This window comes from Micromonospora sp. NPDC049175, assembly GCF_043197345.1.
Taxonomy (GTDB): domain Bacteria; phylum Actinomycetota; class Actinomycetes; order Mycobacteriales; family Micromonosporaceae; genus Micromonospora.
This window is the reverse complement of sequence record NZ_JBICSY010000003.1, coordinates 29,691-54,808: the sequence shown is the minus strand read 5'-3', so window position 1 is coordinate 54,808 and position 25,118 is coordinate 29,691. Positions and strand designations below refer to the sequence as shown.

General features: G+C 69.3%; 22 protein-coding genes. 13 read left to right on the top strand and 9 right to left on the bottom strand.

What is annotated here, in order from left to right:
• The first annotated feature begins 53 nt into the window (after positions 1-53).
• The 3 genes from ACGFH8_RS14230 (at position 54) to ACGFH8_RS14220 (ending at position 3,495) form a co-directional block, all read left to right on the top strand.
• Complete coding sequence (locus ACGFH8_RS14230) at positions 54-1,814, top strand: DUF1996 domain-containing protein (protein ID WP_393367192.1); 1,761 nt, start codon at positions 54-56, stop codon at positions 1,812-1,814.
• A 196-nt stretch (positions 1,815-2,010) separates the two neighbouring features.
• Positions 2,011-2,400: a hypothetical protein gene (locus ACGFH8_RS14225; protein WP_393367190.1), complete on the top strand. Its 390-nt coding sequence runs from the start codon at positions 2,011-2,013 to the stop codon at positions 2,398-2,400.
• 267 nt (positions 2,401-2,667) lie between these two features.
• Positions 2,668-3,495, top strand: coding sequence for an SAM-dependent methyltransferase (locus tag ACGFH8_RS14220; RefSeq protein ID WP_393367189.1), 828 nt, complete (start codon positions 2,668-2,670; stop codon positions 3,493-3,495).
• Between the two features lie 84 nt (positions 3,496-3,579).
• On the opposite strand, the gene ACGFH8_RS14215 is transcribed toward ACGFH8_RS14220, so the two are convergent.
• Together ACGFH8_RS14215 and ACGFH8_RS14210 are read right to left on the bottom strand one after the other, a co-directional pair.
• Positions 3,580-4,017, bottom strand: a complete 438-nt coding sequence (locus tag ACGFH8_RS14215) for a hypothetical protein (RefSeq protein ID WP_393367187.1) — start codon at positions 4,015-4,017, stop codon at positions 3,580-3,582.
• Positions 4,018-4,024: 7 nt separating this feature from the next.
• Positions 4,025-6,940, bottom strand: coding sequence for a tetratricopeptide repeat protein (locus ACGFH8_RS14210; RefSeq protein WP_393367185.1), 2,916 nt, complete (start codon positions 6,938-6,940; stop codon positions 4,025-4,027).
• A gap of 47 nt (positions 6,941-6,987) precedes the next feature.
• Here ACGFH8_RS14210 and ACGFH8_RS14205 point away from each other — a divergent pair, with 47 nt between their 5' ends.
• Positions 6,988-7,392 carry a hypothetical protein gene (locus tag ACGFH8_RS14205; protein WP_393367183.1) on the top strand — a complete coding sequence of 135 codons (405 nt, stop codon included), beginning with the start codon at positions 6,988-6,990 and terminating at the stop codon, positions 7,390-7,392.
• Between the two features lie 7 nt (positions 7,393-7,399).
• Here ACGFH8_RS14205 and ACGFH8_RS14200 read toward each other — a convergent pair whose 3' ends face one another.
• Complete coding sequence (locus tag ACGFH8_RS14200; RefSeq protein WP_350823378.1) at positions 7,400-7,486, bottom strand: zinc ribbon domain-containing protein; 87 nt, start codon at positions 7,484-7,486, stop codon at positions 7,400-7,402.
• A gap of 141 nt (positions 7,487-7,627) precedes the next feature.
• Here ACGFH8_RS14200 and ACGFH8_RS14195 point away from each other — a divergent pair, with 141 nt between their 5' ends.
• Positions 7,628-8,167, top strand: coding sequence for an AAA family ATPase (locus ACGFH8_RS14195; protein WP_393367181.1), 540 nt, complete (start codon positions 7,628-7,630; stop codon positions 8,165-8,167).
• 63 nt (positions 8,168-8,230) lie between these two features.
• On the opposite strand, the gene ACGFH8_RS14190 is transcribed toward ACGFH8_RS14195, so the two are convergent.
• Positions 8,231-9,280, bottom strand: coding sequence for a hypothetical protein (locus ACGFH8_RS14190; protein ID WP_393367179.1), 1,050 nt, complete (start codon positions 9,278-9,280; stop codon positions 8,231-8,233).
• A gap of 196 nt (positions 9,281-9,476) precedes the next feature.
• On the opposite strand from ACGFH8_RS14190, the gene ACGFH8_RS14185 reads away from it, so the two are divergent.
• On the top strand, positions 9,477-11,570 hold the full coding sequence (locus tag ACGFH8_RS14185) for a TIR domain-containing protein (protein WP_393367177.1): 2,094 nt from the start codon (positions 9,477-9,479) through the stop codon (positions 11,568-11,570).
• 121 nt (positions 11,571-11,691) lie between these two features.
• Here ACGFH8_RS14185 and ACGFH8_RS14180 read toward each other — a convergent pair whose 3' ends face one another.
• Positions 11,692-11,919 carry a ferredoxin gene (locus ACGFH8_RS14180; RefSeq protein WP_393367175.1) on the bottom strand — a complete coding sequence of 76 codons (228 nt, stop codon included), beginning with the start codon at positions 11,917-11,919 and terminating at the stop codon, positions 11,692-11,694.
• On the bottom strand, positions 11,916-13,145 hold the full coding sequence (locus ACGFH8_RS14175) for a cytochrome P450 (RefSeq protein WP_393367173.1): 1,230 nt from the start codon (positions 13,143-13,145) through the stop codon (positions 11,916-11,918). Before ACGFH8_RS14175 ends, ACGFH8_RS14180 begins: the two co-directional genes overlap by 4 nt.
• A 204-nt stretch (positions 13,146-13,349) precedes the next feature.
• On the opposite strand from ACGFH8_RS14175, the gene ACGFH8_RS14170 reads away from it, so the two are divergent.
• Positions 13,350-13,892 carry a hypothetical protein gene (locus ACGFH8_RS14170; RefSeq protein ID WP_393367171.1) on the top strand — a complete coding sequence of 181 codons (543 nt, stop codon included), beginning with the start codon at positions 13,350-13,352 and terminating at the stop codon, positions 13,890-13,892.
• A gap of 96 nt (positions 13,893-13,988) precedes the next feature.
• Here ACGFH8_RS14170 and ACGFH8_RS14165 read toward each other — a convergent pair whose 3' ends face one another.
• On the bottom strand, positions 13,989-15,476 hold the full coding sequence (locus ACGFH8_RS14165) for an endo-1,4-beta-xylanase (protein ID WP_393367169.1): 1,488 nt from the start codon (positions 15,474-15,476) through the stop codon (positions 13,989-13,991).
• 313 nt (positions 15,477-15,789) lie between these two features.
• On the opposite strand from ACGFH8_RS14165, the gene ACGFH8_RS14160 reads away from it, so the two are divergent.
• Positions 15,790-16,098, top strand: coding sequence for a hypothetical protein (locus tag ACGFH8_RS14160; RefSeq protein WP_393367167.1), 309 nt, complete (start codon positions 15,790-15,792; stop codon positions 16,096-16,098).
• A 39-nt stretch (positions 16,099-16,137) separates the two neighbouring features.
• The gene (locus ACGFH8_RS14155) at positions 16,138-16,587 is read left to right on the top strand and encodes a hypothetical protein (protein WP_393367165.1); all 450 of its coding nucleotides are present in this window, start codon (positions 16,138-16,140) and stop codon (positions 16,585-16,587) included.
• Between the two features lie 58 nt (positions 16,588-16,645).
• Here the strand turns inward: ACGFH8_RS14155 and ACGFH8_RS14150 are convergent, their stop codons facing one another.
• Entirely contained in the window at positions 16,646-18,412 is a 1,767-nt protein-coding gene (locus ACGFH8_RS14150; RefSeq protein WP_393367163.1) for a hypothetical protein, read from the bottom strand.
• A gap of 713 nt (positions 18,413-19,125) precedes the next feature.
• Between ACGFH8_RS14150 and ACGFH8_RS14145 the strand changes: the two genes are divergently transcribed.
• Together ACGFH8_RS14145 and ACGFH8_RS14140 are read left to right on the top strand one after the other, a co-directional pair.
• A complete protein-coding gene (locus ACGFH8_RS14145; RefSeq protein WP_393367161.1) occupies positions 19,126-19,728 on the top strand; it encodes a lytic polysaccharide monooxygenase in 603 nt (200 codons plus the stop codon).
• Positions 19,729-19,864: 136 nt separating this feature from the next.
• Positions 19,865-21,109, top strand: a complete 1,245-nt coding sequence (locus tag ACGFH8_RS14140) for a PQQ-dependent sugar dehydrogenase (protein ID WP_393367159.1) — start codon at positions 19,865-19,867, stop codon at positions 21,107-21,109.
• Between the two features lie 201 nt (positions 21,110-21,310).
• Here ACGFH8_RS14140 and ACGFH8_RS14135 read toward each other — a convergent pair whose 3' ends face one another.
• A complete protein-coding gene (locus tag ACGFH8_RS14135) occupies positions 21,311-22,009 on the bottom strand; it encodes a hypothetical protein (protein WP_393367157.1) in 699 nt (232 codons plus the stop codon).
• Between the two features lie 202 nt (positions 22,010-22,211).
• Between ACGFH8_RS14135 and ACGFH8_RS14130 the strand changes: the two genes are divergently transcribed.
• On the top strand, positions 22,212-22,532 hold the full coding sequence (locus ACGFH8_RS14130; RefSeq protein ID WP_393367155.1) for a hypothetical protein: 321 nt from the start codon (positions 22,212-22,214) through the stop codon (positions 22,530-22,532).
• Between the two features lie 152 nt (positions 22,533-22,684).
• Positions 22,685-24,955 carry a glycoside hydrolase family 44 protein gene (locus tag ACGFH8_RS14125; protein ID WP_393367153.1) on the top strand — a complete coding sequence of 757 codons (2,271 nt, stop codon included), beginning with the start codon at positions 22,685-22,687 and terminating at the stop codon, positions 24,953-24,955.
• The last annotated feature ends 163 nt before the right edge of the window (positions 24,956-25,118 follow it).

The following is a 25,118-nucleotide window of genomic DNA, read 5'->3' as shown; positions in this document are numbered from 1 at the left end:
CCGAGGGGAGACAGCACATCACCGGAGCCGTTTCCGGCTTTGAGGAGATTCCGATGAACCGCAGAAGAAACGGGACCGCGCTGGTCCAGACCCGGCCGGTCCGGCTCGCCATGGCCGTGCTCGTGCTGGCGGCCACCGGTGCGCTCACCGCCACCTTCGTCTCCAGTGGCGGCCGGGGCACCGCGGATGCCGCCACCAGCCTGGACCAGTTCGTGCCCATCGAGAACGTGCCGCCGAACGTGCGGAACCCGAGGCCGGCCGCCGGTGGGTCGACAGGCCGGTTCACCGTCGACTGCGGCACGAACGAAAACGGCAAGTTCAGCCCGGACAACCCGGTGGCCCAGCCCGGCATCCGCAACGGCGCCGAACACGTCCACGACTTCGTCGGCAATCTGGCCATCACCGCGAACTCCTCGGACGCCGACCTGGACGCCAGTGGCACCACCTGCCGCAACGGCGACAAGTCGTCCTACTTCTGGCCCGTGGTGCGCATCGACAAGACCGTCCGCAGCGGCAGGCACGTCCAGCAGGCCCTCGCCCAGACCCAACCGATGGTCGTCTGCCCCTCGGTCGGCAAGAGGCTGCGGGCCGTCCCCGCCTCGGCCCGCGACACCGTCGACCGCCTGCTGGCCGAACTGGAACGCCAGCAGGCCGCCGCGAACCAGCGGATGACCGCCAGCCGGGGCCGGATCGACGCCGCGTTCAACCGCGAGGTCCTCGACGCACTGCGGGCCCGCCGGGCCGTACTGCTCAAGGAGATCAGCACCACGATCACCGCCGGCGGCGGCAACCAGCCCGGCCTGGTCTCGCTTGTCGACTGTGACGTCAGCTACGACGACATGCACGCCCGGATGCCCGACAGCGCCCACCGGGCGAGCGCCAACGCCGCCCAGGCCGCGAATCCGCGAATTCAGTGCCCCGCCGTACGGGACCGGCTGCCTGGCGTACCCAATCGGGCTCTTGCCGAGGTGAACCGCAACCTCGACGACCTCGACCGGCAGGTCTCCGAGGCCAACGAACGTCTGGTCAGCAGCCGTGGCCAGGGCGGCCCGGCCTTCGTCGACAACGCCATCCTCGGACCGCTGCGCGCCAAGCGGGCCGCCGCGCTCGACCGGATCGCCATCGCGATCGGCCGGCAGGGCGCCCGACCGCAGGGTCTCGATGCGCTCGCCGCCTGCAGGCTGGACCAGGCCCCCGCCACCCCGGCGGCACCGAGCAGCGCGCCCGGCACGGCAACCGCACTGCCCGATCCACAGGGACCCAACTTCGAACTGCCCGGCAACACCGGCGGCATCGTCCGTCCGGCGCAGGTGCTGATCGAGTACCGCGGCAACCCGGTCACCAAGGTGGTGCCGATGCCGAAGTTCCTCCGGGCCCTCACCGGCGACGCCAAGCCCACCAGCCGCGGTCCGGCAAACGCCCGTGCCACCTGGACCTGCTCGGGCTTCACCGATCGGCTCTCCGACAAGTACCCGATCTGCCCCGCCGGCAGCCGGGTGCAACGCGTGCACGACTTCCCCGGCTGCTGGGACGGCAGGAGCATCGACAGCGACAACCACCGCAACCACGTCGCGTTCGCCGACCGGGCCACCGGCGCCTGCCCGCAGGGCTTCCAGGCGATCCCGCAGCTGCGCATCACCGTGGCCTACGACATCGCTCGTGGCGTGCAGGTCAAGGGCCAGTACGCCCTCGACTCGTTCCCCGAGGAGAACCACAACCCCTTCTCCGACCACAACGACTTCGTCAACGTCAACTCCGCCCAGACCATGCAACGCATCGTCACCTGCATCAACAAGGGCAAGACCTGCTCCTGACCCTCGGGGGCGATCGCCACGACACCCGTTGCCGGTCGCTCCGGTGACGGGTGTCCTGGCGGCGGGTATTCGTGGCCGGCTCTGCCGCCGTCGGACGGGGCGCCGCGCCCAGACGAGATCACCAGATTGTTGACGGCGCAAATTTCCACCGGTAATCTCGGATCCATCCATCGATGCCTATCGAGGTGGGTGCTCCGTGCTGCTGAAATCCCTCGCCCCCGCCCTGTCCGTCGCCGGCGTACTGGCCACCGCCCCCGCCTCGGCGGCAACCACCCAGGCATCAGCCGGACAATGGCTGCCCGGCAACTGCCCGCGCGGCACGTTCTGCACCTGGCCCAACTGGGACCACCCGGCGGAGGGCCCGATCGCGACTCCGTCTCTGGTGACCAGCAGCGAATGGTCCGGCAACGTCCCGGCCTTCAACTTCTACAACCACACCTCCCGGAACGCCGAGATCAGCTGGTCCTACACGTACCTCAATGGGTCGCAGATGTCCGGCGTACTGTGCGCTCGCGCCGGCGAAGGAGGGGACCTGTATGTGCCCATGTTCGCGACGAAGGTGAGCTGGCAGACGCGCACCTGCTGATCCTGGGTCCCGGCGGTGAGCGGCGTGCGTGTCCACCGGGCTGCCAACACCACCGAATCGAAGCGGCTTGGCCGGATCATGGGCCTCGCGTTGCTCGCCGCCGCTGTCCTGCTCGTCGTAAGGGGCATCGTCACTGAGGGCTTCCTGTTGGTGCCGCGTAGCAAAGTCGGGGCGGAAATCGACTCTCCCGATCGCTACACTCGCCGCAACTCCGGCACCGCCCGCAGATCTCAGCCTGCGCCATTCCCCCGACGAACGGAGACGCCTGTGACCCTCGACAAGGCGGCACCCCCCGGCATCGACCCCAGCATTCCCAGCGTGGCCCGGGTCTATGACTTCTTCCTGGGCGGCAAGGACAACTTCGAGGTCGACCGGCAGGTCGCCGAGCACGCCCTGCGGATCACGCCCGACGGGCCGGCGGCCGGCCAGGCGAACCGGGCCTTCCTGCGTCGGGTGATTCGCTTCCTGGTCGCCGAGGCGGGCATCGACCAGTTCCTCGACATCGGATCGGGGCTGCCCACCCAGGGCAACGTGCACGAGGTCGCCACCGAGCACAACCCGAAGGCTCAGGTCGTCTATGTGGACAACGATCCGATCGTCCTGACACACGGCCGAGCCCTGCTCGCCTCGGAGGGCACCGCGACGGTGATCCAGGCGGACGTTCGGGCCCCGCAGGACATCCTCCACCACCCGGACGTACGCCGGTTCGTGGATTTCGACCGGCCGATCGGTCTGTTGCTGTTCGCGATCCTGCACCACCTCGGTGACGACGAGGATCCGCGGGCGGTGGCGGCGGCGTTGATCGACGCGCTGCCCTCCGGCAGCTACGTGGCGATCTCACACTTCCGCGACCCCGCCGAGCGAGACCCGGAGGGCTCCCGCAAGGCCCGCGAGGTCGAGCGGGTCTTCAACGAGTCGCTGGGCACCGGCCGTTGGCGTACCGACGAGGAGATCCTCTCGTTCGTCGATGGCCTGACCGTGCTGGAGCCGGGACTGGTCCCGCTCGCCGAGTGGCGTCCGGAGCCGGATGCGCCCGCTCCGACGCAGACCGACACCTATCACACATTTGTCGGGCTCCTCGCCCGCAAACCGTAAACCTCGGCGCGATGCGGTCCGTCGGCGAGCGCGTACGCCGCCGACGGACCCGCCGCGGACCTGTGGAGCCGGTCCGGCCAGGCCTCAGGTGTGTGCCTGCTGGAAGGCGCGGCAGAAATCCCTTTCGGTCACCCGTCCACTGCCGCCGCCCCCAACGGAATAACCGCGCTGCGACAGGGTCTGGATCGGGTTGAGCACCTCGTTCATGAAGTGCCGGGTCCACTCGCTGACGTCCTGTTCCTCGTAGGCCGAGAGTGGGGCCAGGATGGCCAGGCTTCCGCCGGGCCACTTCAGGGCACCCCAGAAGACGCGGTACGAGCCCACCCGACTGATGATCAGGCCGTCGGCTCTGACCTCGTGGTCCTCGGCGAGGCGGGGTGCCACCTCGACCAGGTCACCGACGATCTGCCCGAGATCACCGGAACCCTGCACGGTGATCACGAGGCCTACCGCCCCGACGACCTTGTGCAGGGTCTCCACGGGCGTGCCTTTGGCCTGGTGCGCCAACTCGAGGGGGAACATGTGTGGGCTACCTCCGTGGTCGGGGCGGAACGCGTACCCGTGCTGTCCGCGTCTGGTCGGTCCTCGTCTGTGGTTCCTCGTCCGGGTGCGGGTCGCGGTGCAGGAGCGGGATCAGCGATACGGCGCCCCTGCGCAGGGGAAGTGTCGTCGGCCCGGCAACGGCGATGATCTCCTCGGCGCGCGTGACGACGTCGACAAGGGTGGGCGGCCAGCCGCAGTCGATCCACGGTGGCGCGTCGCAGGGTGCCTCGTCGGCGGCCGACGACGGCGTCCACGGCAGGACCGGCTCGACGGAGAGGGTCATCGACGGCAGCGGTGCGACGAACGGGGCGTCCCGGTCGACCTCCGACGGGCGCGCCGGAGTCAGCGGTGTCGGCGCGACGCGGCGCAGCGTGCCGGCTATTCGCAGCGACTCGAGCACCTCGGCGAACTGGCGGTCGCGGCCACCGAGACGAGCCGATTCCAGCACCTCGTCGTTGGCGTGGTCGAGGGCGGCGCGCCACCCCGCCCGCTCGCTGACGTGCGCGAGCCGCCACGACATCGACTGCATCGCCGCCCACGCGCCGGCCAGCAGGTCGAACCGCTGGCCACTGTCGCTCGGATGGGTCAGCCCCTCGTTGAACGAGGCCTGGGCGTAGGCCAGCCACTGCCCCGTTCTGCGGTAGTGCTCCTGTGCCTGCCGAAAGTTCGCGCGGGCTTCGCTCACGTCGCCCCGGTGGCGGGCGACGGTCCCCAGGCCGAGCCTGGCGTCGGCCGCCTCGTGCTCGTTGCCCACCGACTGGAAGTGCTCCAGCGCGTGGGAGTACCTGAGCTGCGCCTCCGGCAGGTCGCCCGCCCGAAACGCGACGAGGCCCAGGTTGTGGTTGGCGCGCGCGGCCCGCTCCGCCAACGGTTCCTCGGTCTGCCAGTGTTCCAGGGCGGCGATGAGGTGGGCGCGGGAGCGCTCGAAGGACTTCACCCCGGCCAGCGCCAACCCGGTGTTCTGATCGACTTCGGCGAGCTTGCCACCGAGTTCGCTTTCGTCGCACGTCTCCCGGTACAGGTCACCCGCCCGGCCCAGGTGTTCGAGGGCGAGGTGCGGGCGGCCGAGTTCGATCAGTACGGCACCGAGGTTCACGAGCGTGTCCGCCGCATGACGACGAAACCCGCCCCGCAGCAGGGCTTCGGCGGCCGCCCGGTACTGATCGGCGGCGACGTCCAGTTCGCCGCGCTGAAACGACACGTTGCCCAGGTTCTGCCCGACGACGGCCACCTGTCGATCCAGGTCGAGGTCCCGGTACAGAGGCAGTGCCGTCTGGTATCGGTCGGCAGCCTCCTCCAGGTCTCCCAGGAAGAAGGCGGCATTGCCGACGTTTGTCGTGGCGTCGGCGATGCCCTTCCGGTCGTCGCAGGCGGTGAAGGCGGCGAGGGCGGCAAGGTAGTGCTCGCGAGCCTCCGACCAGTCGGCGCGGCCGAACGCGGCCACGCCGGCCGCCAGGCTGGCCTTCGCCGCCTCGGCGGCGTCGCCGACCGGTCGCACCGGGGGGACGTCGTGCCGTGGTGACCGGGGCGCGGGCGACCGTCCCGTGGGCTGGTCGAGCCCGGGGATCGTGGTGACCGCGGCGTCCGGGACGTCGTAGGTGACCAACGCCGACCACACCAACGGGGCGTGCTTTCGGCGTTCGGCGTCGCTGCTCGCGGAACGCCAGCACCTCAGCCGATCCCGTTGCCACTCGCCGACGGCCCGGACGGGATCGGACGTTCCCAGCGCCGCGTCGACGGCCAGGGCGAGCGCGGTCGTGGCCGACCCGATCGGCGTGCCGCCGGCCACGAGGCGCTCCGAACCGTCGCTCGGCAGGCTCCAGCGGGTGGCGATCACGGTACGCGCGCCTGCGTTCAACGCCGCGAGGGTGAGGCCGATCTGCTCGGTGTACCCGGCGTCGTCGGACTGACAGGCGACGAAGCCCACTCGGCGAGGGGCGGGCCACCGCGTGGGGTCCCGGAGCCACTGTCCGGCGGTGAGCCGCGAGTCCCCGGTCGCCGCGTCGACGGCCAACTCCAGTCCTGCCGAGGTCGGCATCATGGGGTCGGTGGCCGAGGCGTGGCCGACGAACACCAGGCGGGCCCACGCCTCCGACCGGAGTGCCGCGGACAGCTCCGCGGGTGAGCAGCCAGCCGTCGTACCCGCACCGAGCAGCGCGTCGCCGTCGCCACTGCGGCGGTGCCACGCCTCGGGCACCCCGTCGGGGTAGATGCGTCCGCCACCGGTTCGACTTCCGGCCGCGGTGGGGTCGACGACCCGTACGGCGGGGCCGCTGCCGGCGAAGGGTCGGGCCGGCCTGGCCAGGTTGACAAGCAGGGCCGGGCTGATTCCACCGAGAACACCGACCCGTTCGACGAGCCGGACGTCCTGGTCGTCGTCGATGACGAGAAGCTCCCACGGCACGTTCGACAGGCCGGGGCCGGGAGCTACGACGAGAGTCGTGTCGTCGGCGTCCGCCGTCCTGATCCGATCTCGAAGCTCCGGCGGCAGCAAGATGCGGCCCAGCTCGCGGAACAGCGCGAGGTTGCTGGTCGGGTCGACCATCGCACCGGTCCAGGCGCGTCGTGCGGCGGCGTTGCGGAGCGCGACCCGTTCACCGAGGAGCTCTATGCGGCTCGCGATCGCGGCAGCCGTCGAGGCGGGATCGTCGCCCTGCGGGAGTCCCTCCCCGATGCGGCGGTCGACGTCGTCGAGCGCCGCCCGTTCCGTGGCGACGAGGCCCGGAAGCGAGGCCGCCAGGGCGGCCAGGGGTTCGGTCAGCCGGTCGAGATCGATGGAGCCAACGGCCAGTGGGGTGACGCTGTCGGGCAGGCGCGTGTCCGCGCTGAGCCACCAGTGGGCCTGCTCGGCGGTCTGCCAGAAACCGAGCCACCACACTCGCCCAGGTACGTAACCCTCCACGCGATCCTTCCCACACTCACGGTGCGCGGGTCTGCCAGCATGTCCGCATGACGCAACTGATCGTGCCGCTGGACGACGGTTCCTCCCTGGTGCTGGACGGAGTTGCCGGCGAGGAACTGTCCGACGGGGCCCACACTCTCGGCGTCGCCGACTTCCTCCGTGACGCCGTCCTGGCCGGTGTTGCCGGGAACTTCACCTACGACGTACTGAAGGCCGTGGCGCTTCAGTTGCGCGCACGTGGCTTTCTGGCCCCCCGTCCACCGGCGAGCGCCGCGAGCATCGCATCGGCGATCACGGTCCACCTCACGTCGGTCGGGTACCGGACGATCGAGACCTTGCAGGTCATGCAACTGGTGGACGGGTCGTGGTCCGCGGAGGGTACGGCCGATCAGCGTCCGTTCGAGGTTCGCACCGACCCCGAGGGCCGAGTCATGCAGATGCGGGTGCGGTAGCGGCTCGTCAGCCGTTGCCGCAGTGCGGGCACTTGCGCACGCGATCCGACTTGGGCTGCCCGCAGTAGGCGCATTCCACCGTTTCGGCGATCATGGTGCTCCTCTCGACGCTACGTGAACCGAGGTCACCGCTTCGACACCGTACGCTACGCGCCTGTGACGCGGCAGCCATCGCCCGAAGGGTGACCCGACAGTCCACTGAGAGGTCCTAACCGCGATCGGTCGGAGGCGGGTGATGATGAGACGACCAACACTGATCCTGACCGTGGGACTCCCCTGCACAGGCAAGACCACTGCTGCTCGGCGCATCGAGAGGGAGCGGAGAGCACTTCGTCTCACGAAGGACGAATGGGTGAAGGCTCTCTACGGTCACGAGAATCCGCCATCGGCTCAGGACGTGATCGAAGGACGACTCATCCAGATCGGGCTGCGCGCCCTCGACCTCGGCACCAACGTCGTGATCGACTTCGGCCTCTGGAGCCGTGCCGAGCGCTCCGCGCTACGACAGGCGGCAGCGGACCTCGACGCGATGGTGGAGATGCGCTACTTCGAACTCTCCGCAGCCGAGCAGCGCAGGCGACTCGATCGGCGTCAGGCCAAGGCGCCGGACACGACCTGGCCCATGTCCGACGAAGAGCTTGCCGAGTGGGCTGCCACCATCGACATCCCGACGCCGGGCGAGCTTGACGGCAGCGAACCCATTGATGACCCACCGGCCGGATTCGCGACATGGAACGAGTGGCGCGCACACCGCTGGCCACCATCGGTCTTCTGATGTGCGCTCCTGGCGGCGCGGCCGCCTCGATGGTGGACCGGTTCGTCGTGGCGGGGCCGCATCCTACGGTTGGGAGAATGGCCGTTCGGCGAGCGCGTCGACGTTGCGGAGCCGGGCGAACACTTTGTCCAATGTGTATCCCGCGGTGAGCCCGAGCGGAATGAGCAGCCAGGCGAGCCGCCGAGTGGCCTCCGCGTCCAGCGGGTCAGGGTTGGTGAGGGTCTGCGAACCCATGTACAGCATGGTGGCCAGGGTTCCGGCGCCCAAACCGCGGGCGAGCGCCCACGGAAGGTTCGGCTCCTCCCCGGAAGCGTCGTTGATGAGGGCGCCGGCAGCGGCCATCAGCAGTGAGCCGCCGATCAGGTATCCCACCGCCGTGAGGGTCGTCCCGGTGCCGTAGGCCAGGACCACGGTCAACAACGCCACGGCGATCGCTGCCGCGGCGACCAGGCCGTTCACGGTCCGCGCACGTCGGACGCGGGATTGGTCCCGCCGTGCGGCCCGCTCCGCCTCCCGCATCCGGGAACGCTGCTCCGACAGGCTGGCGACCAGCTGCTCGGCCGCGTCGTCGCCCCAGGGCGCCGCCATCCGGCTGATCGCCTCGCGCGTGGCATCGTTCTGGTGTCGGTCGAGGTGCTGCCAGACGCTGAGCGCGGCGCCTCCGAAGTGGGCCATCGCGACGAGTGGGATGCGCCGGGCGACCGCCAGGATCCCGGCGATCCGGGTCGCCCGCCCGCCACCGACCACGATGAGGCCGTCAGCCTCGAACACCGCGCGGTAGTACGACACCTCCCACTCCTCGGCCGAGTCCGGTAGGACGCGCAGGACGTGCGTGAGATGCGGCGGAACATCGAACGGCGTCACCCGGTCGAACGGCGCCCTCACCATGACGGATGCGCCGTCCTCGACCCGCACCGCGGCCAGGTAACCACGGACGACATCCTTCTCGATGTAGTTGTCACTGCTGGAGAACACGATGAGATCGCACCCGGCTCGCGCCAACTCCCGGCCGACCGCCTCGCAGGCGCCGGGCACGAGGTTGATCTCCCTCATGTCCGGCGTGTAATCACGGTCCGGGTTGGCGCTACCGACGACGGCGATGGACGGACGCATCGGGATCTCCTCGGATGGGCTGCGAGGGGCGGACCGCTGATCGTACGCATCAGATGGCGGACGAAGAAGAACATGCCCTCGATCGGCACTACCCGCATCCGCTTTCGACATCGCTGTTCGGGATCGGTTTGACTCGAAGCGGCCGATCGGACAGGTTGGTCCGTACCCCACTGTCCTATTGAACCTTGGAGGCGGCGTGGCCACGCAGACGACACCCGACGACTCCGCGGTCCCTATCGTCTCGTGCGACATCGTCGGCCACTCCGCAACCGTTGACATTCAGGTTCAGGAGAGCCGCATCGCCGCCGTCAACCACATAGTCGCCGCGGCGATGGAGACCGTAGGCGCGGACAAGGCCGTATGGGCATCCGGTGGGGACGGTGGTCACGTCATCTTCTGTGGCGCCGGATGGCAGAAGGCCGCGCTTGATCTCGTTGTGGCGCTGCGCAGGTGGTCGGTAAACGAGAAAGTTCCCTTACGGGTAACCGCGCATGCCGGCCCGGTGCGATTTCTGGCCGGCGCGGACGGCCGCCGGCAACCGGTAGGCGCCGGCATCAACACAGCGGGATGGCTCCTGAGCCGCGGGCCGGCCGCTGGCGTGTTGGTATCCCGCGCGTTCCGCCGGGCGATCGAGGACGCAGACCTTGCCACGCGTGTTGTCTTCGATTGCGAGCGGAGGCTCCGTGACAAGAGTGGCCAGGAACAACACCTCGAACTCATGTCCGTTGGCGAGGACCGCTCGGCCTGGGATGACCCGACGGAGGAGGACCGCCGACGGCTGGGATCCGCGGAGAGAGCGGGTGCGGGATGGGAGACCATCTACTGGGCGAAGCGCATCCTGCAGATTGACAGCAGCGACGGGGAGGCGGAAGCGGCGATTCGGAAGCTGCAGCGCCGCCATCTGGGCTATCTCCGGGCGGAGGTACGGGGACAGCCGAACCCGTTCTTCGAACACCTCACACAGACGGATCTCCGCGACGTCATCTTGGCCGGTCAACTTGTCGAGAGGGCCTACAACGAATATGTCTGCCGCACTGGCGATGGCGGCGAGACGATGTTCGTCATCCTGCGTGGCCAGGTGGGGGTCTACCTGCCCGGCAGAGAGGACGACGCCGCGAGCCTGGCGCAACCGGATTTCATCCACGAGGAGGGTGAGATCGTCGGTGAACTGGCGTTCGCCATGTCGCGGCGCAGGACGGCCGATCTGGTCGCACTGACCGACACGACCCTGCTTACCTTCGACATCAAGGAGCTGAAGGCTCGGCTGCCCGCGGACGTGTGGACAAACGTACGCGCGTTCATGCGGGCGCGAGCGCTAGAGCACGTCGGGCCGCGAGTCCAGTTCCTCGGAGGAAACGACAACTCCCGCCCCCTCGCTCGCGCCGGGCACTCCTGGGAACACATCCGCGCAAAGATCGAGCAGCACTGCGACCTGATCCAGATAGAGCGTACGAGGTCAACGCATTTCGCGTACGACCTGGTGCGGGATGCTTACCGCAAGGAAGACAACCAGGGGCGCAACGTGGAGGGCGATCCGAGCACAGGTCATGGCGCGTACCTGCTCGTCGGCGGACAACTGCGAGAGGCAACACGGTCGGAACCTTCCGATCTCGACAGACGGCCGCTACCGGAAAGTGAGGGCTACCCGCTCCTGTGGGTCAACCTACCCGGCACCATTGTCCTGCCGAAGCGCGAATTCCACATCGAGGAAGAGCCGGTGACGGTTCTTCACCTCCGTGAGAGCGGGCTCCTTGGCTTGGACGCCCAACAGCGCGACGCCTTCTACCGAGATCTTCGCCTGACCGCCGCCAGTTGTTTCGAGTACGACGCGTTCATCTCGTACAACGGGGGCGACGCGGAAGCCGCTGATCGGTGGCAGAGCGCGTTGAAGGACGCAGGACTGCACGTGTTCCGCGACGTCCCGAGAACCGGCGAGGAATTCCCGCACCGGATAGCGGAGGCGATCCGCCAGTCGCGGGCACTCGTGGCGCTTGTGTCACCTCACGTCATGGTGAAGCCCGAGACCGAGAACTGGGTCGTCAGAGAGATCAATGCGCATCGGTACTACTTTGATCACAGCCGCGTGTTCCCAGTCATCCTTCCCGGCGGCAACCACAAGAACATCGTGTCCGGCTACGCGCCGATCAAGGCGGATCGAGACGAGGCCGCCGCGATGACGCGGCTGATCGACGAGTTGAAGGGCCTGCGCGACGGCCTACGGGAGCCCCCGTACAGCCTCACCGAGAAGCCCGGAGCGCCGCACGCTTTCCTCAGCCCGCCCGCCGAGTGACACCGCTGCTCGCAGCCTCCGACGCCCGTACCCCGTCGACGATCGAGCGGTCGGCCTGCCGCGTCACGCCACCGTCGCGACGCTCCGCTTCCCACCGCAGACGGGCGGGCTCGATCTCGGGTCACTCCTCCGGGGCGATCAGCCGGTCGTCGGTGTCGTCGCGGACCGTGATCGCCTCCACCGGGCAGGACTCGGCGGCGTCGAGGACGACCTCGGCCGGGACGACGACGTCGGCCAGCGGCGCGGACCGGCCGCCGACCATGCGGAAGTGCTCGGGCGCGGTGCCGGCGCAGATGCTCGTGCCGATGCAGCGGTGCGAGTCCACCCCGATCCGCCACGCGGTGCTCACCAGGCCACCGGCATGCCGAGCAGGCCCCGCACCAACATGCCCCGCTTCCACTCCAACTCGGCTTCCCCGACGGCGAGCCGCAATCCGGGCAGGCGGGTCACGATGGTGGCGACGGCGACCTGCAACTCCATGCGGGCCAACTGCGCGCCGACGCAGTGGTGCACGCCGTGCCCGAAGCCCAGGTGCGGGTGCTGCTCGCGGTCGAAATCCAGCCGGTCCGGGTCGGCGAAGACGGTACCGTCGCGATTCGCCGAGGACAGTGAGCCGAGAACCGGCTCACCCGCCCGGACCAGCACCCCGCCGACCTCGACGTCCTCCTTGGCGTAGCGGGCGAAGGAGGAGCCGACGCCGAGCGGCACGTACCGCAGCAGTTCCTCGACCGCGGCGGGCACCAGCGACGGGTCGGCCCGCAGCCGAGCGAGCTGGTCCGGATTGTGCAGCAGGACGTAGACGAAGTTGGGAATCTGGGTCACCGTGGTCTCGTGGCCGGCCGCGAGCAGCCCGCCGGCCAACTCCACCAGCTCGGTCTCGCTGAGCCGATCCTCATTCTCGTCGCGGGCCCGCACCAACGCGCCGAGCAGGTCGTCGATCCCCGGCTCGCGGCGGCGCTCGGCGACCAGATCTCCGATGTAGCCCCAGAGGCTGTTCAGGTACTCCTGGATCGTTTCCATGGGCAGGCTGGTGGTCGAGACGATCGCCTCGGACCAGGTGTGGAAGCGGTCGCGGTCGGCGTACGGGATCCCGAGCAGCTCGCAGATCACCTGGATCGGCAGCGGCGTGGCGACGTGCTCCACCAGGTCGGCCGGAGGACCGAGCCGGACCATGGTGTCGACAAGAGTGTCGGCGATCTCCTGGGTTCGGGGTCGCAGCGCCTCGACCCGACGTGCCGTGAAGGCCTTCGCCACCAGCCGGCGCAGCCGGGTGTGATCGGGCGGGTCCATGGTCAGCATGCCGCTGTACTGCTGGCGTGGGGTGAGCCTGGGCTCGTCGCGCTGGACGGCCGGGGCCCGGCCGAACCGCACGTCGCCGAGGACGGTGCGGACGTCCTCGTAGCGGGTGGCGAGCCACGCCTCCTCGCCGTAGGGGAGCTTCACCCGGGTCATCGGCTCGTTGTCGCGCAGCTCGCCGTAGGTCGGGTCGACGACGAGGCGGTCGGGCACACTGAACGGGTACGGCCGCGCGGGCGGAACGATTCGGCTGTCGGTGGTCTGCGCGCTCTCCGTCATCCGGATTCCTTCGTCGAGACGGCGTGATCCTCAGGCCGGCGCCACATTCGTCGCGGCACCGGATTGCCAGCGTCCGGGGTTGACGGACGGCGCACATCAACGCTCGGTGATTCGTCGATATCGGATCGTAGTGGCAGATGTCGATGATCGCCATGGCGGCCGTGCACGATGGGAACCTCGGCGCGGACCGGGTATTTTTCACCCGTGACCGAGTACGGCACTCTGCTACACGCCTACGGCCTCGCCGTGGACACCCCCGGCCATCTGGCGGCGCTCGTCGGCGACGACCCGGCGGCCCGCGCGAGGGCGCTCAAACACCTGCGGTCGGCGATCATCCACCAGGGGACACCGTGGACGGCGACCCCGCCGGCCGCCCTCTCTGTGGCCGCGCTCCTCGCCGACCAGCGGGTGGCCGATCCTGGCATGCGTGCCGAATTGCTCACCTTCCTGGCCGCGGTGGCCGAGGCGGGCAGCAGCGCGGACAGAGACCTGCCCGAGCCAGACTTCGACGTGGACGCCGCGCTGGCCCAGGCCCTCGCCGATGGCGACGAGGAGGGGATCTGGGAGGACGGGCGGCTGCAGGGCGCCCTCTACGTCCGGGCCGTACTCGGTTGTCGGCAGATCGTGCCGACGTTGCTGGCCACGGCCACCGCGGCGTTGTCCGATCCGTCCCCGCAGGTCCAGACCGCGGCCGCGCAGGCGATCGCCGCCTGCGGTGGGGTGGCGCCTCTCGCCTCGGGGAACTGACCCGGGCCGTCGCCGACCACGACGGCACCCGGGCCCGGAGCCGGTGGCTCCGGGCCCGTCAGCCTCCTGACGCGGAGGGCCGGTACGTGTCGCGGGTCAGGGGCTGGTGCAGGACAGGCCGCCGGGCGCCGTGCTGCTGCCGTTGACCAGGAAGCCGAAGGTGGTCGAGGCGTTCGCGCCGAGAGACCTGTTGTATTCGGCGTTGCGGACGCTGACCGTGCCGCTGGTGCCGGTGTTGATGCCGTTCCAGACGTTGGCGATGGTCTGCCCACCGGCCAGCGTCAGCCGTACGGTCCAGCCGCTGAGGGTGGTCGAACCGTTGTTGGCCACGGTGACCTCGCCCTGGAAGCCACCGCTCCAGTTGTTGACCATCCGGTACGTCGCGCTACAGGCACCCGGCGGAGCGGTGGTCGGCGGAGCAGACGTCGGCGGAGCAGAGGTCGGCGGAGCAGAGGTCGGCGGAGCGCTCGTCGGCGGAGCAGACGTCGGCGGAGCGCTCGTCGGCGGAGCGCTCGTCGGGGTCGTTCCCGGCACGGTGGTGGAGGCGGCGTTGAGAGCGTTCAGGACTGCGGTGTACGCCGCCTTGGGGTTGCTGTTGCGGTCGAAGAGCAGCGGGCTCTCGTTGCCCCGCCAGGAATCGCTGTCCCGAATGCCCCACGTCGTGATGCCCACGCAGCGCGGGACGTTCATGCAGGCCTGCGTCAGGCCCTGGTACTGGCTGGTCGAGGCGTTCGTGACGTCGGCCTCGGTCAACGCCACGTCAACGTCGAGGGCGGCGAAGCTGGACAGCGTCTGCTGGAAGTTGCCCGGCAGCGAACTGCCACCGGTGAAGTGGGTCTGGAGGCCAACGCAGTCGACCGGGACGCCGCGGGCCTTGAAGTCCCTGATCATGTTGTAGACGCCCTGCGTCTTGGCGTACGTCCAGTTCTCGATGTTGTAGTCGTTGTAGCACAGCTTCACGCTCGGGTCGGCGGCCCGCGCGGTCCGGAACGCCACCTCGATCCAGTCGTTCCCGGTGGCCTGCAGGTTCGACGACCGCCGGCTGCCGTTCTCGGCGTAGGCCTCGTTCACCACGTCCCAGTAGGCGAATTTGCCCTTGTAGTGGGCCATGACGCCGTTGATGTGGCTGATCATCGCTGCCCGCAGGGCGCTGCCGCTGAGACCTCCCCAGAACCTGGGCTGCTGGCCGTGCCAGGCCAGGGTGTGACCACGGAAGCGCATGCCGCGCTCGGTGGCCCAGTTGTAGATCGCGTCACCGCGACGGAAGTCGAACTGGCCCGGGTTGGGCTCGGTCGCGTCGGGCTTCATCTCGTTGACGGCCGTCATCATGTCGAACTCGCGGTTCGCGATGGTCAGGAAGCCCGAGTCGGTGAGACGGTCCGACCCCATGGCGGCGCCGAAGTACCGGCCGCTGCGCTCGGCGGCGGCCTTCAGGGTGGTCCCGGGCGGTCCGCTGAGATCGGCGCTGGCGAAGGTCGCCAGGGCCATCGAGGACACGGTGATCGCCAGGGCGCAGGCCCCACCCAGGAGCAGTCTGGCGGCACGCCTGGTTCGGCGTTTCGGTTGCGCGGGTACGTCGTTCATCTGTGCTTTCTCCTCGGTGTTCTGTCTGGTCCATTGCGCTGGACCAGCACGCCGCAGGTGACGCCGAGCCGGCGTCAACCCAGCCGCGCCCGAATCGGTGGCCACCGCCGGCGGCCCGGTCCGCCCGGTGGATGGCGATCACTCCGCGCCGTACGCCCTGCGGAGTAACACTGCCCCGCCGCGATGCTATATCGAATCCATTCGATCTGCTTGGTCCATCAGGGTCCAGGCCGGTCCGTTGGCGTCCGCGCCTACCGTCACCCAACTGCTGGGATGGTCAACTAGGATCCGGTGACCACACCGGAGGGGTCAGATGGAGACATGGCGTGTCGTGGCGGCTGTCGTCACAGGCCCGGCGGTGAGCCTTCTGGGTGTCGCCCTGGCCACCAACTTCCGCGGTGTGACGGAGTGGCACATCCGGCGGTCGATGTCCGCCGCGGGCGTGCTACGGCGAGTTCCGCCGTGGCGCTGGCTACCAGACGCCCCGCACGAGGAGCGTCTGGCGCGCTTCATCCTGCTGGACCGGCTGGTCGGCATAGCCATCGCGGCGGGCGGCGTCATGATCTTGGCTACTGTCGGCTACAGCGTCTTGACCGGTCAACCGATGCAGACGACGAAGTAGACGGCATCGCCGGACCGACCACGACGAAAGAGCCCGACCATGAAGCTGCCGCCCGGAGTCACAGGCGTCAACCCGCCACCCGGCGCCGAAGCGGACCTCAGGGTCTTCACCGCCGTCTGTCGCCACGCCGCCCGCGCCGTTGACGCCACCGTCACCGGCGTGACTCCTGCCGGCGTCACGCCGAACTTCCACACCGTCGATGTCGCCGACGACCGGCACCGCATCGCGATGCTACGACACACGATCGTGCCGTTCATCGCCTTCGCCCGCCCCCGGACCAAGGGCGACGTCATGCTGACGTTCGTCGACCACCCCGGCCTCGCCGCCGCCCTCACCGACCTGACCGACGCCCAGGCTCTCACCGTCGACCAGCTTCAGACCCCCCTGGCACAGGTCGACCTGAGCGCCCTCGACCGCGCCGAGCACGACCAGATCGGCTACTGGAAGCCGACCACGGTCGGTGAGCTGATGTTCAACTTCTGGGACTGAACGCCAGTGTCCTGAAACGGATCGGGGCAGCACGCAGAGACGGACGTACGAGGGCAACCTATTCGGCGATCTTCTGGCGGGTGGCGATGGCGGCGGCGTGCAGCATTTCGTCCGCGCGCATCTCGGCGTCGAAGTCGCCGATGTTCATCCCGGCTCGGTGCCGGGAGGCCACGAATCGATCCAGCCGGTCGAGTACCGGCCGCGCGTGCGACCCCATCGCGGCGAGGACCCGCAGCGCCTCTCGCCCGCACAGGTCGTCGTACAGGTAATCCGGTAGCACCCCCAGCAGTTCGGCGGCTACCGCTGGGCCCTCGTGGAGCCACAGCGCGCCGGCGGACCTCAACTGCCCGAATCCGGGAGCCCGGAACAGTGCCCACAACTGCCTGTGCTGGCGGGCAGTGAGCCCACCGTGCTCGACCAGCCAGGTCAGCAGCGCGGATGCGATCCCGTCCCGGCGAACAGGTTGTTCCGGCCGGCCGGCGAGATACGTGTCGGCCACCCCCCGGTCCGAGGTGACGTGGAGGAGGGCAAGTGTCGCGCCCTGCGTCGGATACCGCCGCAGCGGCGTTGCCGCGGCCGCGGCGGCAGGCCCGATCCTTCCCAGGACGTGGATCGCACAGCTCGGGGTGTCGTTCTCGGCCCCCTCGAGTCTGGCGATGAGTTCCGGCACCGCGGCAGCAGCAGCCGGGCCGAACGCGGCCAGGACCCGCATCGGCAGGTCCGGCGCGCACGTATCCGGCAGCGCGGCCAAGATCTGCCGGGCGGCGGCCACCGGCACCTGTGGAGCAGCGCCCGCTCGGGCAACCGCCGTGAACGCCTCGGCCAGGCGTGGCTCGTCGCTGTCGGAGAGCATCAGCCGTACCAGGTGCGGCACCGCCCGGTGGTCGCCGACGCTGCCCAGCGCGGTGGCGGCCACCGCGCCGAGTTCGGGATCGTCCAGCAACGCCGTGAGCTCGTCGGCGGCGAGACGGGACGCGGTCAACGAGGCTGCCACCGTGTGCAGCGCCGTCGACCGCACCTCGGAAATCTCGTCCTCCAGGAGGCCGGTCAGTATCGGCGTCAGCCGTCCGGGCGCCGCGCGCCACTGACGCATCGCCGCGAGCGCCATCCGTACGCCTTCGAGCCTGACCTGTGGGCTCTCGGACCGGTTCGTCAGCCGTTCCACCCAGGCGTAGCAGTCCTGCTCTCGATCGAGGCCGGTCAGCACCCGCGCCCAGTGCTCGCCGCCGGTCAGCTCGAGACGGGATCCTGGCCAGTTCAGCACTCCCCCGGACGGTTCGAGATCGGCGTGGATCGCGTCGTCGAGCGTCGGCCAGGCCGCCGGGTCCTCCCGGGTGAACACCGCGATATTCGCCAGTAGCCGGACGGCCGGGACGAGATCCCTCCGCAGACGTTCCAGGATGGCGTGGTGCTGCGCGCCCCTGTCCCAGGAAATGGCGTCCACGAGGGCGATCCGGGCGACCGGATCGGTCGAGGCGTCCAACGCTGACAGGGTCCGATCAGGTTGGGCGGTGGCCACCAGTAACGCCGCCGCGCTCCGCCGCACCTGCGGATCCACGTCGTCCAGAGCCGGCTCGGCCGCGTCTGCCACCCGAGGCCAGTGGGAGTTCCGGAGGCTCAACTGATAGAGCAGCGCGAAGATGGTCCGCCGTGCCGACAGACGGCGGTCGGTCGTGAAGGTCAGGAGGTGATGGATCACCGGCCCGTCCCGGTCGGCGTCCACCAGAGACCAGATGTGGGACCGCACCTCGTTGCCGGGAACGAGAACCTCGCCCGAGACGACGGCCGCTTCCAGCCATCCCCGGTCGCCCAGCGGCGTGCCCATCACCGTGCGAGGCGCGCGGCGCCCTTCCCGTACGTCATGAACCTGATCTTCCTCCACCGACCTCGCGGTGCGCAACGCGAATCCGCCTCCCGCCCGCTTCTCGGCCGCTTCTCGGCAGGTGGGCCACCCGCGGATGGTCGTCGCCGGGCCGGGCCGAGCTGACACTGACGCGCGTCGATGTTGCGACGGCGGACCCAGATGTGCTGGAATGGCTCATATCGCCGCAGCGCGGGGGCAACCGTGCTGAGAACGGCCAGCACGGGAGCAGCACCAGGCCGGCAGCGTGTCACTGCGACAGACGCTCGCATGCCCGACCGCCAGGTGGTCGAACACCGTGTCGGGCAGGCAATTTCGCCAGCCACAGGAATTCCCCGGTACGCGTCCACGACGGCCGACGCGCTCGACGCCTGACCTGCCCCTGGGCATCCGATCCGGCCTGCCGGCGCACCAGAACCGGCGACGAGGCGAGAGCCGGGCAGGGCACGGGGACCCGTCATCGATCCGGCGATCCGGGACAGCTCGCTCCACATCCACCTATAGATAGATCAGCATTGATATTTGAGTTAATAGATGCAACAGTGGCCTTGGGAGCGTTCCCATACTGACATCTCGTCCCGATGAACGGAGGATGAACAGTGCGTTTACACAAGCCCGCTCAATCCGGGGGACGACCCCGGTCAACCGTCCGTCGGTCCCTTCAGGCACTCGTCCTGATGTTCGCCATGGTGGTCGGCACGCTGCCGTTCACCGGCGCGGCTCAGGCGCACGGCACGGTCATCAATCCGGCGACTCGCGCGTACCAGTGCTGGAAAGCCTGGGGCAGCCAGCACATGAACCCGGCCATGCAGCAGCAGGACCCGATGTGCTGGCAGGCGTTCCAGGCCAACCCCGACACCATGTGGAACTGGATGAGCCAACTGCGGGACGGACTCGGCGGCCAGTACCAGGCCAAGACCCCGGATGGGCAACTGTGCAGCAACGCCCTCTCCAGGAACAACGCGCTGAACCAGCCCGGGGCGTGGAAGACGACCCCCGTCAGCCGCAACCTCACGGTCCAGATGTACGACCAGGCCAGCCACGGTGCTGACTACTTCCAGGTCTACGTCACCAAGCAGGGGTTCAACCCGGCCACCCAGCGGCTCGGGTGGGGCAACCTCGACCTGATCACGACGACGGGGCGGTTCGCGCCGGCGCAGAACATCTCGTTCAACGTCTCGCTCCCCGCACGCAGCGGGAACCAGATCCTGTTCGTGCTCTGGAGGGCGTCACACCTGGACCAGACCTACATGTGGTGCAGCGACATCACCATCAGCTGACCAGCAGGTCCGACCGGCACGTCACCACTCCGGCCCAGGGCGCGTTGACGCCCTGGGCCGGGTAGCTCTGTCGGTCACGCCAGGAGCCGGAACGATCCCCGACCACACCCTCCGCCACCTGCTCAAGGAGCTGAACATGCAGCGACGGCGTTATCGCCCGGCCACCATGCTGGCAGGGCTGCTCATCCTGACCCTGTCCGCGCTTCTGTCCCCACCGGCGTCGGCGGCCAGCACCGCGGCAGCCGGCACACCCCACACCCGTGCGGCGCCACTCAGCGAGCTGACCGTGGTATCCGAACGGGTGGCGTTCGGGCTGCAGCGTCCGATCGCGCTCACCGGGCTGGCGGACGGCCGGATGCTGATCGCGGAGAAGAACGGCACCGTCCGCGCGTACCACCCGGACACCGGCCTGGCAGCAGAGCCGGTGCTCGACCTGACCGCCCGGATCGACACGTCGGACAACGAACGCGGCCTTCTCGGCATCACGCCCGCGCCGAACTTCGCGCGGACCGGCATGCTCTACGTGGCCTACACGAGCCTGCCGGCCGGCGCGCTGACCCTGGCGCGAGTGCCCATCGGTGCTCCCGACCGGCTTCAGGTGCTGCTCACCCAGGAGCACGCCGAGTTCGGCAACCACAACGGCGGGCAGGTGGCCTTCGGCCGCGACGGCTACCTCTACTGGTCCCTCGGCGACGGCGGCAACGCGAACGACCCGTTCAAGTCCGGTCAGAACCTCGGCACCCTGCTCGGCAAGATCCTGCGGATCGACGTCAACCGCTCCTGCGGGGGCAAGCGCTACTGCGTACCCTCCGACAACCCGTTCGTCCGCACGCCGGGCGCGCGGCCGGAGATCTGGGTCTACGGGCTGCGCAACCCGTGGAAGTTCTCCATCGACCCGGTCGACAACTCGCTCTGGATCGGTGACGTCGGCCAGGGTCTGATCGAGGAGATCAACCACATCCGCCCGTGGCAGCGTGGCGCGAACCTCGGCTGGTCCTGCCGGGAGGGCACGCCGGTCTTCGACGAGACGCAGTGCCGGCCGGGCGTGCGGCTCACCGACCCGGTCGTCGAGTACGACCACTACATGACGGAGAACTGCTCGATCATCGGCGGCCTGGTCTACCGGGGGTCCGTCACCCCGGAGGCGCGGGGGACCTACATCGCGAGCGACTACTGCTCGACCCGCGCATTCGCCGTGCGTCCCAAGTCCACGGGTGGCTACGAATCCGCCGAGATCGGCACCTTCCCCACCCAGCCGACGGCGTTCGCCGCCGACGTGAACGGCGAGCTGTACGTGCTCAGTGACCTCCCGGGTTGGCTGAGCCGGGTGCGGTTCGAGCAGGTCCAGCCAGCCCCTGGCAGCGGGGTGACGAACCGCTGAGCGTCGATCGCATCCGCGGGCGCCACTGCCCGGTCACGGCGCTCGCGCCGCGCACCGTAGCACCGCACCCGAGGTAAACCGTTCAGCAGCAGAAGCCCGCTACCGGCAACTCTGGTAGCGGGCTTCTGCTGCTGAACCTCCGTGGACCTGGCGACGCACCCCGCAGGCGGCGAGCCCGGCAGCGGCGGCAGGCCGGCCTTCCTACATCGCGACCGGGAGCATCTCGATCCAACAGGACGCGACCTTCGGCGCCAGCAGGGCTTGGGCCTCCTCGGCGTCCGCCTCGGTCAGGAACACTCCGGCGCCGGAAATCTTCGGCCTCTCGTCCTGGCCCACATCCGCCATCAGGACGAAGACGTAGCGGAACCGGTCACGGCGCGTCTGCGGATCGTGCTCGGGGTTCAACGCGTCGACCAGATCCTGGACGGAGGCGGCGTTGAACCCCGCGTTCAGGCCGTCCAGCGGGTCTGTGGGCCATCGGCGCAGGTACGCGTCCGCGCTGTTGAAAAAGCTGCCCTGAACGCGGGACAGAATGCCCTCCTCCCAACCGACAGCCATGCTGACGACGTAGTCCGATCGGCCTTCGCTCTCCAATACGAAGACCCGGTACCCGTGGTCCGCACGGACGTCGGGGATTGACATCAGGATCAGGTGCGCTTCCTCAACGGCAGCGCACCTGATGACGAGCCCCGCGAAGCGATCACGGATCTTGATGGCCGCCAGCGGCTTGAACAGCAGGTCGATCGTCGTCTCGTGCTCGTCGTCGACTGGATTGCTCCGCAGCAGCAACTGGCCGTGGCTTGCCGAGTAGGCCTCCATCGCGAACCGACGGTCGCTACGGAAGATCTCGGCACCCGGGACCAGCTCATGATCTTGCTTGAGCCACGCGCTCGCCATCATCGGGCCATGATTCAGACCGCAGATCGCAGCGGTCAAGTGACGCCGCGGCAATCGCCTCGGTCGCGAAGCTGCCGCACCCCGGGGTCCCGGCGAGCAGCCGGGCGAGCCCGTCGCGAGGCACTCTGCGCGATTACCGCCCCGCAGCCTGACAACTTGTAGGCTGCAACGCCACGCATCGATGAACAGGGCCGAGAGGTGAGGCATGCCGGAGTGGACCGACGACCTGACGATCCCGTTGCCACCGGGCCGGACGGTGGCGGAGCTTGTGGACCTTGTGCTGCGGGAGACACTGCTCGGCACCTCGGGCGATGAGCTGGACCAGCAGCTCGTCACCGAGTTCGGCCTGTCGCACGAGGATGCGGAACTTGCGCGTGACCGGTCGTTGGGTGGCCTGGTTCGCGCCGCTACCGGCAACTCCCGAAACCAACCCGACCGCGGCAAGGACCCGATGGCGTGGGAGAGCTTCGAGCGCGGCCGGCGTGATCCATCGCTGGTGGCTCGCATCTATCCCCGGCTGGGGTAACCACGAGCGGCGGCGCGACTCGGCGGAGCAACTCGCGATCGAGTCGAATCGATCCACAATGAGTCGTCCGGCGTTGACTCGCGGCCGGGAAGGCGCAACGCTGTGGAAGCGCTCCCATCGTCGAGCTCCTATTCGAAAGGAAAGGAATGCTCGTGCGTCCCACCACCGCGTTACTCCCGGTCGTGCTTGCCGCGGCCCTTGGCGGTCTGGCCCTGCCGCAGCCCGCCCTGGCCGCGGCCGGCCCGGCACTGGCCGTCGACACCACCACCGCCCGGCACCAGATCAGCCCGTACGTCTACGGCATGAACTTCGCCGACGAGGCCCTCGCCCGCGACCTGCGGCTGCCGGTGCACCGCTACGGCGGCAACGCCACCACCCGCTACAACTTCCGTACCGACACCACAAACCGCGCTGCGGACTGGTATTTCGAGAACATCCCCAACGAGAACCCGAGTCCGGCCGACCTCCCGAAGGGCTCGGAGACCGACCGGTTCGTGCAGCAGAACAAGGCCACCGGCGCGGCCACGGTCATGACGATGCCGATGCTCGGCTGGATCGCCAAGGACCGGTCGCGATCGTGTGGCTTCAGCGTCGCCAAGTACGGCCCGCAGCAGTCCACCGACACCTGGGCGCCGGACTGTGGCAACGGCATCAAGCCGGACGGGTCACCTGTCACCGGCACCGACCCGGAGGACACCAGCGTCGCGGTCGGTGCGGAGTACGCCACCGACTTCGTCAACCACCTCAAGGGGCAGTTCGGCGCCGCCGCCGACGGCGGGGTCCAGTTCTACAACCTGGACAACGAGCCGGACCTGTGGCACTCCACCCACCGCGACGTCCGCCCGACCGGGCTGGGCTACGACGAGCTACGCGACCGCACCTACGAGTACGCCGCCGCGATCAAGGCTGCCGACCCCGGCGCGAAGACGCTCGGTCCGGTCGGCTGGGGCCTGAACTCGATCCTCTATTCGGGTCTCGACCAGGACACCTGCTCGCGCACCGGCTGCTGGTCGAACCCGCCGGACAAGGCCGCGCACGGCGGCCAGGACCTCGGCCCGTGGTACCTGGACCGGATGCGTGAGTACGAGCAGCAGCACGGCACACGCATCCTCGACTACTTCGACGTCCACCTCTACCCGCAGCAGTCAGGCGTGTTGGGCGACGCGGCCGGCGACGCCAACACCCAGGCGCTGCGGCTGCGTTCGACGCGCCAGCTCTGGGACCCGACCTACGTGGACGAGAGCTGGATCAACAGTCCGGTCCGGTACATCCCGCGCCTGCGCGATCTGGTCAACCAGCACTACCCGGGCACGAAGATCGCGATGACCGAGTACAACTGGGGCGCATTCGGGTCGCTCAACGGCGCGCTCGCCCAGGCTGACGTCCTCGGCATCTTCGGTCGCGAAGGGCTCGACCTGGCCACCCTCTGGACCGCACCCACGGCCGACCAGCCGGTGGCCAACGCCTTCCGCGTCTACCGCAACTACGACGGCAAGGGCGGCACGTTCGGCGACACCTCCGTCCAGGCGACGAGCGCCGACCAGGGCAAGTTGGCTGTGTACGCCGCCGAGCGCAGCGCCGACAAGGCGCTCACCCTCGTCGTCGTCAACAAGACCGGCGACGACCTGACCAGCCCGGTCGCCCTCACCGGCGCCTCCGCCAGCACCGCTGAGGTCTACCGCTACAGCGGGGCGAACCTCGCCGGCGTCGTCCGGGAGGCCGACCTGCCGGTGACCGCCAGCGGCCTCACGGCCACCTTCCCGGCCAACTCGATCACCCACCTGGTGCTGCCGCGCGGCACCACGCCCGGCGACACCCAGGCGCCGACTGCCCCGGGCAAGCCGACCGCCGGCACGATCACCGGCGACAGCGTCGCACTGGCCTGGACGCCGTCCACCGACGACACCGCCGTCACCGGCTATGACGTGCACCGGGTCGACACCAGCGGCCCGGTGAAGGTGGGCAGCGTCACCGGCACCACGTACACCGTGACCGGGCTGACGCCGGACACCCCGTACACCTTCGTGGTGACCGCACGCGACGCGGCGGGCAACGTCTCGGCGGCCTCACCCGGCCTGACCGTGCGGACCGCGCCCACCACCCCGACCGGCGGCTGCACGGTCGGCTACACGGCGAACAGTTGGCCGGGCGGCTTCACCGCGGCCGTGACGATCAAGAACACCGGCACCACCGCGATCAACGGGTGGAAACTCGCCTTCGACTTCCCCACCACCGGTCAGAAGGTCGAGCAGGGCTGGTCGGCCACCTGGAAACAGAGCGGTACGAGCGTCACCGCGGACAGCATGAGTTGGAACGGCAAGCTCGCCCCCGGCGCGTCCACGAGCATTGGCTTCAACGGCACGTGGAGCGGCACCAATCCGGCACCAACCGCCTTCGACCTCAACGGTCAACGCTGCGGGTGACCTGAGAGACACCTCCTCCGCGGCACACCCGCGGAGCAGTCCGGAGGGGGGCGGGGGGCCGCCCCGCCCCCGCCCCCCCCCCCCCCCCCCGCCCCCCCCCCCCCCCCCCCCCCCCCCCCCCCCCGCGGGTAAGGCGGAGGGGGACGAACACCGCCGCCCCGCA

Coding starts and splice junctions, on each gene's coding strand:
- ACGFH8_RS14230 (WP_393367192.1), top strand. CDS start 54: ATGAACCGCAGAAGAAACGGGACCGCGCTGGTCCAGACCCGGCCGGTC.
- ACGFH8_RS14215 (WP_393367187.1), bottom strand. CDS start 4,017: ATGTTCCCCCTCGAGTTGGCGCACCAGGCCAAAGGCACGCCCGTGGAG.
- ACGFH8_RS14205 (WP_393367183.1), top strand. CDS start 6,988: ATGACGCAACTGATCGTGCCGCTGGACGACGGTTCCTCCCTGGTGCTG.
- ACGFH8_RS14200 (WP_350823378.1), bottom strand. CDS start 7,486: ATGATCGCCGAAACGGTGGAATGCGCCTACTGCGGGCAGCCCAAGTCG.
- ACGFH8_RS14195 (WP_393367181.1), top strand. CDS start 7,628: ATGATGAGACGACCAACACTGATCCTGACCGTGGGACTCCCCTGCACA.
- ACGFH8_RS14190 (WP_393367179.1), bottom strand. CDS start 9,280: ATGCGTCCGTCCATCGCCGTCGTCGGTAGCGCCAACCCGGACCGTGAT.
- ACGFH8_RS14175 (WP_393367173.1), bottom strand. CDS start 13,145: ATGACGGAGAGCGCGCAGACCACCGACAGCCGAATCGTTCCGCCCGCG.
- ACGFH8_RS14165 (WP_393367169.1), bottom strand. CDS start 15,476: ATGAACGACGTACCCGCGCAACCGAAACGCCGAACCAGGCGTGCCGCC.
- ACGFH8_RS14160 (WP_393367167.1), top strand. CDS start 15,790: ATGGAGACATGGCGTGTCGTGGCGGCTGTCGTCACAGGCCCGGCGGTG.
- ACGFH8_RS14155 (WP_393367165.1), top strand. CDS start 16,138: ATGAAGCTGCCGCCCGGAGTCACAGGCGTCAACCCGCCACCCGGCGCC.
- ACGFH8_RS14150 (WP_393367163.1), bottom strand. CDS start 18,412: ATGGGCACGCCGCTGGGCGACCGGGGATGGCTGGAAGCGGCCGTCGTC.
- ACGFH8_RS14145 (WP_393367161.1), top strand. CDS start 19,126: ATGTTCGCCATGGTGGTCGGCACGCTGCCGTTCACCGGCGCGGCTCAG.
- ACGFH8_RS14140 (WP_393367159.1), top strand. CDS start 19,865: ATGCAGCGACGGCGTTATCGCCCGGCCACCATGCTGGCAGGGCTGCTC.
- ACGFH8_RS14135 (WP_393367157.1), bottom strand. CDS start 22,009: ATGATGGCGAGCGCGTGGCTCAAGCAAGATCATGAGCTGGTCCCGGGT.
- ACGFH8_RS14130 (WP_393367155.1), top strand. CDS start 22,212: ATGCCGGAGTGGACCGACGACCTGACGATCCCGTTGCCACCGGGCCGG.